This is a genomic window from Marichromatium sp. AB32 (assembly GCF_003718675.1).
GTDB classification, from domain to species: Bacteria; Pseudomonadota; Gammaproteobacteria; order Chromatiales; family Chromatiaceae; genus Marichromatium; species Marichromatium gracile.
On the sequence record NZ_RHFJ01000015.1, the window covers coordinates 53,614 to 66,795 of the forward strand.

13 protein-coding genes are annotated in these 13,182 nt (G+C 69.1%); 8 read left to right on the forward strand and 5 right to left on the reverse strand.

Features of this window, described 5'->3' with window-relative positions; all coding sequences use genetic code 11:
- Window positions 1–199 precede the first annotated feature (199 nt).
- Both EBL85_RS06870 and EBL85_RS06875 read left to right on the forward strand, forming a co-directional pair.
- The gene (locus EBL85_RS06870) at window positions 200–1,552 is read left to right on the forward strand and encodes a sigma-54-dependent Fis family transcriptional regulator (RefSeq protein WP_123142504.1); all 1,353 of its coding nucleotides are present in this window, start codon (window positions 200–202) and stop codon (window positions 1,550–1,552) included.
- On the forward strand, window positions 1,542–2,483 hold the full coding sequence (locus EBL85_RS06875) for an HDOD domain-containing protein (RefSeq protein WP_223806082.1): 942 nt from the start codon (window positions 1,542–1,544) through the stop codon (window positions 2,481–2,483). Before EBL85_RS06870 ends, EBL85_RS06875 begins: the two co-directional genes overlap by 11 nt.
- Before the next feature lie 36 nt (window positions 2,484–2,519).
- Here EBL85_RS06875 and EBL85_RS06880 read toward each other — a convergent pair whose 3' ends face one another.
- The 5 genes from EBL85_RS06880 to EBL85_RS06900 form a co-directional block, all read right to left on the reverse strand.
- Entirely contained in the window at window positions 2,520–3,908 is a 1,389-nt protein-coding gene (locus tag EBL85_RS06880; protein ID WP_123142506.1) for a TIGR03013 family XrtA/PEP-CTERM system glycosyltransferase, read from the reverse strand.
- Window positions 3,909–4,277: 369 nt separating this feature from the next.
- Entirely contained in the window at window positions 4,278–5,405 is a 1,128-nt protein-coding gene (locus EBL85_RS06885; protein WP_223806083.1) for a nucleotidyltransferase family protein, read from the reverse strand.
- An 8-nt stretch (window positions 5,406–5,413) separates the two neighbouring features.
- Window positions 5,414–6,325, reverse strand: coding sequence for an HprK-related kinase A (locus tag EBL85_RS06890; RefSeq protein ID WP_223806085.1), 912 nt, complete (start codon window positions 6,323–6,325; stop codon window positions 5,414–5,416).
- A 2-nt stretch (window positions 6,326–6,327) separates the two neighbouring features.
- Window positions 6,328–6,594, reverse strand: a complete 267-nt coding sequence (locus EBL85_RS06895; protein WP_165913496.1) for an HPr-rel-A system PqqD family peptide chaperone — start codon at window positions 6,592–6,594, stop codon at window positions 6,328–6,330.
- A 101-nt stretch (window positions 6,595–6,695) separates the two neighbouring features.
- Window positions 6,696–7,010, reverse strand: coding sequence for a hypothetical protein (locus EBL85_RS06900; protein ID WP_123140340.1), 315 nt, complete (start codon window positions 7,008–7,010; stop codon window positions 6,696–6,698).
- 534 nt (window positions 7,011–7,544) lie between these two features.
- Here EBL85_RS06900 and EBL85_RS06905 point away from each other — a divergent pair.
- The 6 genes from EBL85_RS06905 to EBL85_RS06930 all read left to right on the forward strand — a co-directional run.
- Window positions 7,545–8,759, forward strand: a complete 1,215-nt coding sequence (locus EBL85_RS06905; protein ID WP_123140341.1) for a TIGR04063 family PEP-CTERM/XrtA system glycosyltransferase — start codon at window positions 7,545–7,547, stop codon at window positions 8,757–8,759.
- A 39-nt stretch (window positions 8,760–8,798) separates the two neighbouring features.
- A complete protein-coding gene (locus tag EBL85_RS06910) occupies window positions 8,799–9,677 on the forward strand; it encodes a putative capsular polysaccharide synthesis family protein (protein WP_190288052.1) in 879 nt (292 codons plus the stop codon).
- 45 nt (window positions 9,678–9,722) lie between these two features.
- Entirely contained in the window at window positions 9,723–10,775 is a 1,053-nt protein-coding gene (locus tag EBL85_RS06915; RefSeq protein ID WP_123142509.1) for a glycosyltransferase family 2 protein, read from the forward strand.
- Window positions 10,759–11,715 (forward strand): sulfotransferase, encoded by a 957-nt coding sequence (locus EBL85_RS06920; protein WP_123142510.1) that lies wholly within the window; start codon window positions 10,759–10,761, stop codon window positions 11,713–11,715. Before EBL85_RS06915 ends, EBL85_RS06920 begins: the two co-directional genes overlap by 17 nt.
- Window positions 11,699–12,604, forward strand: a complete 906-nt coding sequence (locus EBL85_RS06925; protein ID WP_123142511.1) for a glycosyltransferase family A protein — start codon at window positions 11,699–11,701, stop codon at window positions 12,602–12,604. The genes EBL85_RS06920 and EBL85_RS06925 overlap by 17 nt, the downstream gene beginning before the upstream one ends.
- Window positions 12,601–13,182 (forward strand): hypothetical protein (locus tag EBL85_RS06930; protein ID WP_223806084.1); only part of this gene is annotated, 582 nt, incomplete at its 3' end. The genes EBL85_RS06925 and EBL85_RS06930, both read left to right, overlap by 4 nt.

Here is a 13,182-nt window from a genome sequence, read left to right on the forward strand (position 1 = left end):
GCGACACCCGAGCCGCCGCGCGTCGTGGCTGCGCCGTTCAGGGCGCCCGCCCCACGCTGCTCGACGGATACCGGTCGGCCTGGACGCTCGTGCGTCCCGGGGCGGCTCAATACCACAATGGCCACTCTCACGATCACGCGCACGGCGGAGCCCCGACGGCGCCGGGAGTGGAGGACGTCAGGACACAGCCTAGCCCCCCATGTCGCGGACACCGTACTTCTCGAGCCTGCTGCTCGCCCAGAGAAACCCCTTCGTGGTCATCGATGCCGACGCGCGCATCCGCAGTGTCAATGCATCGCTCGAGACCACCCTGGGATACGACACCAGCGAATTGATCGGCAGCCCCTGCTGTCGACTGGATGCGAACGCCGCCGAGGACGGCTGCCGTCATCGCCGCTTCTTCCGTGACCTGGAACCCTATGTCGAGACCCGCGCCCTGGCCGATGGCCGGGGCGAGGTCCACTTCGCCCAGATCCAGGGCTTCCCCATCGTCGACGGCCAGGGGCAGATCTTTCTCGGCGAATCACTGCACCTGTTCCAGGGGCAGCGCCAGCCCGGACGGATGATCGGTCGCTCGGAGCAGATGCGTGGCCTCGTCCAGGAACTCAAGCGCGCCGCCGCCACCGATGTCTCCGTGCTGCTCCAGGGCGAGACCGGCTCGGGCAAGGAGCTGGCCGCCGAGTTCCTTCACCAGCACTCCACCCGCGCCAACGGCCCCTTCGTGGTGGTCGATTGCACGGTGCTCAGCGAGGACCTGTTCGAGAGCGAGCTGTTCGGCCACGTCAAGGGGGCCTTCACCGGCGCCGTCGGCAACAAGACCGGCCTGCTCGAACTGGCCGACGCCGGGACACTGTTCCTCGATGAGATCGGCGAGCTGCCGCTCTCGCAACAGCCCAAGCTGCTGCGCGCGCTCGAGAGCGGCATGTTCAGACAGGTCGGCTCGACCAAGATCCGCCAGGCCAATGTGCGCGTGGTCAGCGCCACCCATCGCGACCTCCTCGCCATGGTCCAGCAGGGGCACTTCCGCCAGGACCTCTACTATCGTCTCGCCGTCCTGCCGCTGGCGATTCCGCCGCTGCGCGGACGGCGCGCCGACATCCCCGAACTCACCGAGCACCTGCTACAGGAGATCTCGGCGCAGTCGGGCCACCCTTACCGGATCACCAAGGATGCGCTGCGCAAGCTCCTGCTCTACCAGTTCCCGGGCAACATCCGCGAGCTGCGCAACCTGCTGCACCTGGCCACCGTGCTCAGCGCAGACGGCGTGATCGACGCCGAGGCCATCCGCCTGCCGGTCACGGCCGAGCAACCGGCATCGCCGACGATTCCCACCAGCGAGGCGGCAGAGCTCTTGCATGAGCACCCCAGCATGACCACGCTCTCGCCGGTCGAGGCCGTCGAGGCCAAGTACATCCTGCAACTGCTGCAGCGTCATCGCGGCAGCCGCAAGGAGGTCGCGGCCAGCATGTCGATCAGCGAGCGCACGCTCTATCGCAAACTCAAGCGCTACCGGCTCAATACAACCGATGAACGAACACACAGTGGCAGTTGAGCGTTCCAGGACCGCCGACGAGATCCAGACCCTGCGCTGGAACCTGGAGTCGGCCACCGGCGCCGGACAGACCCTGGCCGCACCGGGCGACATCCGCGACCGCATTCGTTCGAGCGAGGCGCTCCCGCCCCTGCCCGAGATCACCCGCCGGCTGCTCGAGCTGCGCGCCGACCCCGACGCCAATGCATTGATGCTGGCCGAGGCGGTCGGACTCGACCCGATGCTCTCGGCACAGCTGCTGCGCTGGGCCAACTCCCCCTACTATGCCCCGCGCAGCCCGGTCAGCACCGTGCGCGACGCCATCGTGCGCGCACTCGGCTTCAACCTCTCGTTCAGCCTCGCGCTCGGGCTGGCGGCGCTCAGCCCGCTCAAGACCCCCAACACCGGACCACTCGGTCGCGACCGCATCTGGCGTCACGGCATGCAGTGCGCCACCCTGATGCAGGCGCTCGCGCGCGAGCAACCCGCCGAGATACGCCCGGCCAGCGGCCTGATCGAGCTCGCCGGGGTCACCCAGAACATCGGTTATCTGCTGCTCGGACACCTGCTCCCCGAACACTTCCAGCTGCTCGGACGCTTCATCCAATCCAACCCCGGGCTGGCGCTGCCGACCCTCGAGCGCTTCGCCATCGGCGTCGAACACACCCAACTCGGCGGCTGGCTGTTCGAGGCCTGGGAGATGCCCGAGGCACTGCAGACGGTGCAGCGCCAGCACCACAACCCCGCCTACAGCGGCGAGCACCAGTCGCTGGTGCTGCTCACCTGTCTGGCCGATCAATTGCTGGAAGGGCGCGGCGACGGACTCGGCGCCCGCCCCAGCGATCCCGAGACCCAGGCCGGCCTGCTCGAACGCCTCGGGCTCGGCGAGCACGCCTGCGAGCACGCCCTGAGCGCGCTCGCCGACTGCGAGGAAGAGGACAACGACGACTGACGGCGGCCCTGGAGCGATGCCCGCGGCGGCTCGCCGCTAGACGGCCCCCTTGCCGAACACCACCACCTCGACCGTCTCGATCAGGATCAACAGGTCGAGGAAGATGCTGTAGTTCTTGACGTAATAAAGGTCGTACTCGAGCTTGCGCAGCGCATCCTCCTCGGAGCTGCCGTAGGGGTAGCAGAGCTGGGCCCAGCCGGTCAGCCCCGGCTTGACGCGGTGACGCGCGGCGTAATAGTCGTACTTGCTCGCCAGGGTGGCGACGAACTCGGGGCGCTCGGGGCGCGGACCGACGAAACTCATCTCACCCTTGAGGACGTTGAAGATCTGCGGCAGCTCGTCGATCCGGGTCTTGCGGATGAAGCGCCCGACACGGGTGATGCGCGAGTCGTTCTTGGTCGCCCAGCGCGCCCGCCCATCGGCCTCGGCGTCGACCCGCATGCTGCGGAACTTGACCACGTCGAAGGGCATGCCGTTCTCGCCGATCCGGGTCTGACGATAGAACACCGGGTGGCGGAAGCGGCTCTCGGCGGCAATCGCCAGCGCGGTCACCAGCATCACCGGCCACAGCAGCACCAGGAAGACCACCGAGACCAGCACGTCGAACAGCCGCTTGAGCAGCATCGTCATCGCCCCGTGCTGGAAGCCATCGGAGAGCATCAGCCAGCTCGGGGTCAGCAGATCGAGTTTGACCACCCCCATCTCACGCTCGAAAAAGCCCTGCGGCTCGAGCACCTGGATCCCCGCCATGCGACAGTCGAGCAGCTCCTCGATCGGCAGCTTGCCGCGCCGGTCCTTGACCGCCACCACCAGCTCATCGGCCTGGGTCTCGGTGACGATGCGCAGCAGCGGCCGGTCATAGGGGATGCGCTTCGGCAAGTCGCGCTCGTCCACATCAGCCTGCAGGGGCACCAGCCCGACGATATCGAGCCCACGTGGATTGGCGACCATCACCGCCTCGGCGAGCGGTCCGGCACCGAGCACCAGCACACGACGCTTGAAGATGCCCGGCTTGATGACATAGGAGAGCAACCGCAGACCGCTCACGACGATGATCGAGAGCACCACGGTCAGCGCCAGGATGCTGCGCCACAGCTCGATGTGCGGGAAGCTGAAGGAGATCGCCGCCAGCGCCACGGCGCCGAGCAGCAACGCCAGCACGATGCGCAGCAGCGAGCCCCACCAGCCCTCGCGGAGGCTGGCCTCGTAGAGCCCCATGGCGCCCATCGAGAGCACGAAGACGACCGCCAGCACCACCGAGTAGGCCATCACCCCCGAGGTCGAGGCCGGTACCTCGGCACCGATCGACCACCAACGCAGATGGAAGCTGGCATGGAAACAGGCGACGAACATCAGCCCCTCGACCCCGGCCAGGATCAGCAGGGGCAGGCGCATGTAATGACGAAAGATACGAACCGAACGCATGAGCTGGATTCCTGGCTAGCATCGCACGGAGCGACAGACGAAGGCTGCCCCGCGACGGACGAAAAAACATGTCCGGGCACTGTTGATCACAACGCGCGACTCGTGCCGGCGACCGGCTGATGCGCAGGCACCGCCAACGCCCCCGAAACGTGGCCACCAACCATCGAGAGACGGCAGTCGAAACATGATCGAAGGCGCATCGGACACGCCCACAAAAATCACAAGAGACTAACGAAAAGCATGTTCAGAAACCGCCCATCTCGCATCATGTCGGTATTGGCCGATCAGGAGAGGGATCGACGCACCTCCATCCGACAAGGCCAGACACATCGAAGCGTGTATGCTACACCAACCCCGAAAGCGCCCCGATCAACGGCGTGCCGCCTCCTCCCGACCTGTCATCAGCCACCCGCGCACCCGCAGCCAACCCTTGTAGCCGAGATGGCGCAGCAGCAACCCGGAAGGCATCCGCAGCCAGTGCGCGCGGACATAGAGCGCCAGTCGCGCCAGCCTCACCCGGAGCGGCGCCCGCCCGGCATGATCGGGAAAGAGCGCCAACGGCACCAGACGGTCCATGAGCCACCGCACCGGCGCCACCGGTCCCCACCCGGCGAGTCTGGCGCGACAGTGCGCCGGCGGCTCGAGAGCGAACAGCGATTGCGCCTGACGCAGCGCATGGAACAGCGGACGCTGCAGCCCGAGCTGCTCGGCACGATCAAGCAGCGCGTCCCAGAACCCCGTGCGGGCCTCGAAGTGACGGATCAGGTCCCAGACATCGACCAGGTCGCGCAACCTCAGGCCCTCGCGCGCATCCCCCTCCAGGAACAGGTGCACCACCGCGTGCAGCACCATGTCGGGCGCGCCCAGCACCCGCAGCGCCCCGTGCCCATCGAGTGCCTGACTGGCGGTGAACAGTGGCGCCGGATCGAAATGGAAGCGGCTGGTCCGGGGCAGCAGGCGGTGGTGGATATCGATCTCGTTGTCGCGCTCGGCATGGCGCAGCGGCGGGATCTCGTGCATCCAGTCGCGATAGTAGCGCTCGTCATACTCCGAATGACCGAGCGACAGCCAGCCACGCGCATGCAGGCGCTGCTCGAGCGGCTCGAGCGCCGCCATCGGGACCAGCAGATCGACATCGGCGAACATCCGACCACGTGCCGCCGGCACCCCGGTGAGGACATAGGCCACCCCCTTGAGCGCCACCACCTGGACATCGAGGCCCTCGAGCGCGCGCAGCACACGATCGACCTCCCAGGTCAGCAACCGCTGCCGATAGGCGACCTGTTGACGCGCCGACTCCAGGTGATGACACACTCGCTCTGGCACCCGCGCGTGCAGACCGAGCGTGCCGAGATCGGCATCGAGCCGCCCGAGCAGGCGTGCGTGTCGGGCGATGCGCAGCAACAGGTCCCAGTCCTCGTCGGCCAGTGTCGGCAACCGCTCCGGTGCTCTCAGCGCCGCCACCAGCAATGCCGCGGCACGGCGTGATTCGGCCATGCGCCGACTCATGCCGCACCCTCCGCCAGCGCGCCGAGCCTGACGATCGCCTCGTCGAGATTGGAGTAGCTCAGGGTATGGCAACCGCAGCGCTCGACCAGACGTGCCGCGGTGATGAAACCGGTCTCGCCAAGCAATTCGTAGTTGAAGGCGTTGCTCGCCACCAGCAGGAAGGCATCGCTCCTGCTCAACGGCTCGAGTTGGGTGTCCGACCCGGCCTGCCAACGCGGGAACACCAGCCAACCTGGGGTCGCCGGCTCGTCCATGCGCGCGACCGCCGCGCTGGGGGGACGCACATGCGCCACAGTGCCCTTGCGCGTGCCGGTGAACGCGGGGCCGATCTCGGCCTCCGGCGCGAAGTCTCGGATCACCCCGATCGAGGCATTCTTCAGCGGGATCGGACGCGGCAGCGGCAGCAGGCGCCCGTATTGTGGACACACCAGCGCGAACTCGTCGGAGAGCAGCCGCCAGCCACGATGGGCCAGCGCGGTGCACAGCGTCGACTTCCCCGCGCCCGGAGCACCGGGCAGGATCAGTGCACGTCCACCGCGTTCGAGCACTGCGGCATGGAGCATCAACAGATGGTGGCCACGACGGGCCACGCACCAGTTCAGGCCCCACTCCAGCATCGGGAAATGGTGCGCTGCTGCGAGCGGCTGGAAGGGAGAGCGGCCATCGACGGTGAAACGCGCCTGCGGGCGCCACCAGCGCCGCAGCCAGCCGTTGTGATCGAGGCTGACGTGGAAGTCGCGTATCCCGGCAGACGGCTCCAGGGGATAGTCGTGCCACATCCGCTGCAGCAGCGGCAGCGGCTCGCACAGACCGAGGCGCAGGTTCACCAGGAAGGGGCCGATGCGCACGTCGAGTCCGGGGCGAGCACGCACCTGGCGAGCGAGCTCGCCGTCGCTGAGATCACCGATCCTCACGCCGTCGTCGTCCCGATCACGATCCCCAGTTCGTCGAGACGCGTGAGCAGCGCATCGAGCTGATCGCGCAACAGTTCGGGGGCGATCCCCAGGGACTCGGGGTCGAGCGCCGCGAGCAGCTCGTCGAGATCGGCATCGCCCTCGCGCAACCGTTCGACCACCCGCGCGCCGGTGGCGTTGAGAAAGTGGGTCTCGCCCGAGGCGCCATGATAGAGCAACCGCTCACCGTCCCACTCGACCTCGAGCAGGGGGGCGCTGCTCAAGCGCCAGCGCCGTTGCACGGCTGTCGACGACGGCACGGTCATCGCTCACCGCCGCCGGGCAAGGCGCATGCGGGCAAGGCTCGGCGAGCACGGGAGCGGCGCTACTCGCAAAGCGGCGCATCCGGCCCCAGCGAGGTCGCCGACGAGGCGGTGACGATGTTGCCGTTGCACTGGGTGGTGGTCACGCCATTATTGGTCTCGTCGGTGAGGAAGCCGTCGCAGGCCTCGCCGGGATTGAGTTCGCGCTTGACGTTGCGCTCGATGACGTCGAGACAGCCACTGGTCTGGGCGAGCGCCGCGCCACTGCGCAGGGTCAGGATCGCCGGCGCGGCGATGGCGGCCTGCTTGAGCAGTCGCCGTCGTGCTGTCTGAGGGTTCTGGCCATGTTCGGCGTCGGACGAATTCGGGGTAGTCATGATGATGTCTCAGCGTGTTGGCCTGGTTTCGAGGCGGGCGCAAGCCCCTGCGACCTTGATGAAGCACCGCCCCCAGCGCATCAAGCCCTGCGCTGGATCGCGCGACAGGATCCACTGCCATGGACTCAACGACATGCGTCTCGCACATTTAAACGGTGAACGGTTACAGCATTCTTTCTTGGCGACGGGCGGCGCCAGGTACAAGCGGCAATTTTCACGCCACCTGCCGACACACCCGACGGGACACCGCACCTGAATGGGGACTGTTCGAATCATCATACCGTATCGCCACCCCTGCGCACACGCACCGAACCCGAACTGTAAAAAAAACCGACACCTCGATCCGCGTAAACGCCCAGCACAGTAAGATATCCATCTGAGGCACGCCGGCCGACTTGACGCGAACCCCACACATTCCGTAGCTTTCGGCCCATCCAGCCCGTCACAGGAGCATGCCGTTGTACAGCCCAACCCACGGGGCCGAGGCCTCGCATGCGCGCCACCTGCCGGATTGAGCCCCCTGAGCCCCCAACGATGCGCATCCTCCACGTCCTCGACCACTCGCTGCCGCTCCACTCCGGCTACACCTTCAGGACCGCCAACATCCTGCGCGAGCAGCGCCGGCTCGGCTGGGAGACCATCCACCTCACCGGACCGCGACACGGCAATCAACAGGCCGGCAGCGAGCACAGCGACGGGTTCGAGTTCCACCGCACCGCACCACCCCGGGGGACGCTCGCCCGTCACCCCGCGCTCGGCCCCTGGCTGGAGATGCGCGCCACCGAGCGGCGGCTGCTCGATCTCGCGCAACGTGTCGAACCCGATCTGCTGCACGCTCACTCGCCGGTGCTCGACGCCCTGCCCGCGCTCCGCGTCGGGCGCCGGCTCGGCATCCCGGTGGTCTACGAGGTGCGTGCCTTCTGGGAGGACGCCGCGGTCGATCACGGCACCACCAGCGCCGGCAGCCTGCGCTATCGCGCCACCCGCGCGCTCGAGACCCGTGCGCTGCGCCGCGCCGCGCACGTCTTCACCATCTGCGAGGGGTTGCGCAACGACATCATCGCCCGCGGCATCCCGGCGCAGCGGGTCACCGTGATCCCCAACGCCGTCGACATCGAACACTTCCGCCCGAGCGCCGCGCCGGACCCGGCGCTGGCGCACCAGCTCGGGCTCGCGGACGCCACCGAGGTACTCGGCTTCGTCGGCTCCTTCTACGCCTACGAGGGGCTCGACCTGCTGCTCGAGGCGCTGCCACAACTGTTGCGACAGCGCCCGGGGCTGCGGCTGCTGCTGGTCGGCGGCGGCCCCCAGGAGGCGGCGCTGCGCGCGCACGCCGAGCGCCTCGGCCTCACCGCGGCGGTCCGCTTCACCGGACGGGTGCCGCACCAGGAGGTGCAGCGCTACTACGACCTGATCGACCTGCTGGTCTACCCCCGTCACTCGATCCGTCTCACCGAGCTGGTCACCCCGCTCAAGCCGCTCGAGGCGATGGCCCAGGGACGGCTGTTCGTCGCCTCGGACGTCGGCGGACACCGCGAGCTGATCCGCGACGGCGAGACCGGCCGACTGTTCCGCGCCGGTGACGTCGCAGCGCTCGCCACCGTGGTCACGGAGACGCTCGAGACACGCGAACGATGGCCGGCGATGCGTGCGGCGGGCCGAGACTTCGTCGAGCAGACGCGCAACTGGCGCGCCAGCATCGCCCACTACGGACCGGCCTATGCCCAGGCACTCGGCCGCCAGGCCTGATCGCGGCGCGCGGCCGACGGCGACCTTTCGGGAGAGATGATGAAACTGACTCTGGAGCAGGCGCGCCAACGCCTCTACACCTGGCACACCCGCCACAAGAACCAGCGCAGCATCGCCGCGCTCGAGGCACACCTGGCCACACAGGAGCCGGCGCTGCTGGTCCATCAGATGGGCCGCGCCGGCTCGATGACCACGGTCAACACCCTGCGCGCCGCCGGACTGACGATGCCGGTGTTCCACACCCACTGGCTCAACCCGGCCAACATCCGCAAGCGCCTCGACCGTTTCGCCGGGGTGGCGGATCGGCGCATGCCGCTGAACGTGCGCGTCGCCCGCCGCGTCGGCGAAGAGCTGCAGCGTCACGGTCCCCGCCACCGCCCCTGGCACCTGGTCACCGTCTTTCGCGAGCCGGTGGCGCGCAACCTCTCGGTCTACTTCCTCAGCATCGAGGAGTTCATCCCCGACTTCTTCGCCCGCCACGCCCGCGGCGAACTCGACGACGCCGAGATCCTCGCCACCTTCCTCGAACGCTTCCCGCACGAGGAGCCGGTGCGCTGGTTCGACGAGGAGATCCGCGACACCTTCGGCATCGATGTCTACGCCCATCCCTTCCCCGCCGGGCAGGGCTACCAGATCGTCCGCGCACCGGGCATCGAGCTGTTGCTGATCAAGGTCGAGCGTCTCAACGACTGCTATGCCCCGGCCTTCGCCGAGTTCCTCGGGGTCGACATCCCCGGGCTCGAGCAGACCCATGTCACCGAGGAGGATCCGACCTACTCGATGTACAAGGACTTCATCGCCAATGTCCGGCTACCGGCGGACTATCTCGACCGACTCTACGACACCGCCTTCGCCCGCCACTTCTACGGCGAGGCCGAGATCGCCCGACTCAGACACAAGTGGGGCGGCGATGACTGAGCGCGACCGCACACGGCAATCCCGCCGTCACCCGGGACGGGCACAATGCCGTCATCGCAACCCCCAGGCGCGACGCTCCAGGTGAACGCCCAGCAGAGCCGACACTACCCGTCACGGCCGGCGCTCGAGGTGCTGATCTGCACCCATCAGCGCGCCCGGCTGCTGGCGCGCGCGCTCGACTCGCTGGAGGCGGCGGCGCGCCCGGCGGACTGTCCGCTCGGCGTCTTCGTGGTCGCCAACGCCTGCAGCGACGACACCCCCAGACTGCTCGCCGAGCGCGCCGCCGCGACCGACACCGCGCGGCTGCCGCTGCGCTGGATCGTCGATCCGGTCCCGGGCAAGAGCCACGCGCTCAACCTCGCTCTGCCGCAGGCACGCGCCCCGCTGATCGCCTTCGTCGACGACGATCACCGACTCGACCCCGGCTATCTGCTCGCCCTGGTCGAGGCCGCCCGCACCCAGCCCGAGGCCGAGCTCTTCTGTGGCCGCATCCTCCCCGACTGGGACGGCAGCGAACCGGCCTGGGTCCACGACCAGGGGCCCTACCGCATCTATCCGCTGCCGGTGCCGCGCTTCGACCTCGGCGCCGAGCCCCATCCGGTGGTCCCCGGCAGCGCCACCCCGGGCGGCGGCAATCTCGCCATCCGTCAGGGGCTGTTCGCGCGCATCGGTCCCTTCCGCCTCGAACTCGGACCGCACGGTCACAACCTCGGCGGCGCCGAGGACATCGAGTGGGTCAAGCGCGCCGTGACCAGCGGCGCGCCACTGCACTATGTCCCCGGGATGTGTCAGTACCACTATGTCGAGGCCGACCGCATGACCCTCGGCTATGTGCTGCGCAAGGCCTACGAGCGCTCCGCCTCGACCCTGCGCATCGCGCCGAGCGAGCACCCGCACCGCTGGCCGCCGCGCTACATGCTGCGCAAGGTCGTCGGCTACGGGCTGCGCGCCCTGTTCGCCCTCGGCTGGCCGGCGCGACGCTTCTATCTCACCCGGCTTGCCGCTGCGCTCGGCGAGATCAAGGGGTTCAGCCAGCAGGTGCGTGACCCCCGTCCGGAATCACCGTCAGGGAGCGACCCGGATGCGCCCACTCGCTAAGCTCGCCAAGCTGCGCGACCCCGAGATCCGCGCCAAGAACTGGCGCGCACTGCGTCTCGGCGCGCGCGGACGCTGGTGGGACCTGACCCGGCCCCGGGTGCCCGACCCGGTGTTCCTGGTCGGCTGCTCGCGCTCCGGCACCACCGTGACCTACGAGACCCTGGCCGCCGCGCCGCAGCTGCTGAGCCTCGGCTACGAGGTGCCGCGACTGTGGAACGGATGCCACGGCCCGCTCAACAACGGCTGGACCTCGGAGGCGGCGGGCCGTGCCGACGCCCGCCCCGAACACCGCGACGCCGCGCTGCGCTTCTTCTACCAGCACCTGGGAGGCGGCTGGGTGCTCGACAAGACCTGCATCAACACCCTGCGCCTGCCCTATCTCCACGCACTCTTTCCCGAGGCGCGCTTCGTCTTCATCCATCGCGACGGGCGCGACAACATCAGCTCGATGATCGATGGCTGGCGCCAGGGCCGCACCGATGGGGGCTTCGGGCTCGACCAGTTCTTCGGCCCATCCCCCGAGCCGGTGGCGATCAACGACGGCGAGTTCACCCAGTGGCACTTCTTCCTGCCCCCGGGCTGGCGCGACTACAACCACGCCAGCCTCGAGGAGGTCTGCGCCTACCAGTGGCTCAGCGCCAACCGCATGGCGCTCGACGCCGCCGCCGAGATCCCTGCCGAGCAATGGATCCAGATCCGTTACGAGGACCTGGTTGCACGACCGGAAGCGGTCTTCGCCGAGGTCTTCGCGCGACTCGGCATCCCCTTCGACGAACCGCTGCGCGCGCACTGCCGCGCCCTCGACCAGCGTCCCACCAGCATCGTCTCCGGCCCGCCCCAGCGGGCCAAGTGGCGCACCCGCAACCCCGAGGCGATCGCGCGCATCCTGCCGCGCATCCGCCCGCTGATGGAGGAGCTCGGCTATGACTGCGACGCCTGAGACCCCGCGGGTGAGCGCGGTGATCCCGGCCTACGACGCCGCCGCGCACATCGTCGGCGCGGTCGAGAGCGTGCTCGCCCAGACCCTCGCGGGGGTCGAGGTGGTGGTGGTCGACGACGGCAGTCGCGACGCCACCGCCGAGCTGCTCGCCGGGTTCGGCGAGCGCATCCGGGTGATCCGCCAGCCCAACGGCGGCCTGTCGAACGCCCGCAACCGCGGCATCGCCGAGGCTCGGGGCACCTTCGTCGCCTTTCTCGATGCCGACGACCGCTGGCACCCCGACAAGCTCGCCCGCCAGCTCGCGCGGCTCGAGTCCGACCCCGCGCTCGGCTTCTGCTCCACCCGCACCCGGGTCGAGGACCCGGCGGGCAGGCTGCTCAACCACTGGGACTGCCCCGACGACGCGGGCACCCTGCTCGAGACCCTGTTCCTGCGCAACGGCGCCGTCCCCGGCAGCGGCTCTGGGGTGATGGTCAGGCGCGACCTGTTCGCCCGGGTCGGCGGCTTCGACGAGAGCCTGCGCAGCCTCGAGGACATCGACATGTGGATGCGCCTGGCCGCGGTCAGCGGCTATGCCTGCATCGACGAGCCCCTCACCCTGGTGGTCAAGCACCCCGGGAGCATGAGCCGCAACCTCGCGGTGATGCGCGCGGCCGCGCTACGGGTGATGCGCAAGAACCGCCACCTGCTCCCGCGAGCGGCGCGCGGTCGGCTGTGGCGCGCGGGCTATGCCAGCGTGCTCGCCGACTTCGCCAAGTGGGAGTACCGCGCAGGCCAACGCGGCCGCGCCATGCTGCACCTCGCCGAGGGGCTGGCGCTGGCGCCGCTGAGCCGGGGCCGGATGCTGCTCGGGCTGCTCGCCGCGATGGGTGCGGGACGGACGCTTTGACCCCGACGCTCGCGCAGCTCGCCGCGACCGTCCACGGCGGCGCCCTGCTCGCGGCGCTGGCCTTCACCCTGGCGCTCACCCTCAAGTCGGTCCGCGACTACACCACCGCCGGTCCCATGCTGCCCGACGAGGTGGTGCGCCGCTTCCGCGGCTACGCCGTCTGGGCACTGGCGCGGCTGGCCGTCTGGGCGCTGCTGGTCGCCGGCTACTGGGCGCTGGCCGGGGCGCTGTGGTGGCAGGGGGTCGCCACCCTGCTCGGTCACCAGACGACCATGGCCGGGGTGGCACTCGCCGCCGCCCTGGCGATCGCCGGCGCCACCCTGTGGCGCTTCGTCCACGCCCTGCTGCACAACCCCGGGCTGATCGTCGCCTCCTCGCACTATCGCATCAGCCGCTTCTATCCACTGTGGGCGCGGCTCAGCCCGGCGCGACTGCGGCGCATCGAGCGGGGACTGCTCGTCGCCGGGCTGGTGCCGATGCTGCTCGGGGCGCTGGCCCCGGCGCGCACCGGCGACCGGGCCGGGAGCCTGCTGCTGCTCGCCACCCTGGCGCTGCTGCTCGGTCTCGCCGCGCTAGAT

Bases quoted from the DNA above. Each gene is read 5' to 3' on its own strand.
- EBL85_RS06870 (WP_123142504.1), top strand. From the start codon at position 200: ATGTCGCGGACACCGTACTTCTCGAGCCTGCTGCTCGCCCAGAGAAAC.
- EBL85_RS06880 (WP_123142506.1), bottom strand. From the start codon at position 3,908: ATGCGTTCGGTTCGTATCTTTCGTCATTACATGCGCCTGCCCCTGCTG.
- EBL85_RS06885 (WP_223806083.1), bottom strand. From the start codon at position 5,405: ATGGCCGAATCACGCCGTGCCGCGGCATTGCTGGTGGCGGCGCTGAGA.
- EBL85_RS06900 (WP_123140340.1), bottom strand. From the start codon at position 7,010: ATGACTACCCCGAATTCGTCCGACGCCGAACATGGCCAGAACCCTCAG.
- EBL85_RS06905 (WP_123140341.1), top strand. From the start codon at position 7,545: ATGCGCATCCTCCACGTCCTCGACCACTCGCTGCCGCTCCACTCCGGC.
- EBL85_RS06910 (WP_190288052.1), top strand. From the start codon at position 8,799: ATGAAACTGACTCTGGAGCAGGCGCGCCAACGCCTCTACACCTGGCAC.
- EBL85_RS06915 (WP_123142509.1), top strand. From the start codon at position 9,723: ATGCCGTCATCGCAACCCCCAGGCGCGACGCTCCAGGTGAACGCCCAG.
- EBL85_RS06920 (WP_123142510.1), top strand. From the start codon at position 10,759: ATGCGCCCACTCGCTAAGCTCGCCAAGCTGCGCGACCCCGAGATCCGC.
- EBL85_RS06925 (WP_123142511.1), top strand. From the start codon at position 11,699: ATGACTGCGACGCCTGAGACCCCGCGGGTGAGCGCGGTGATCCCGGCC.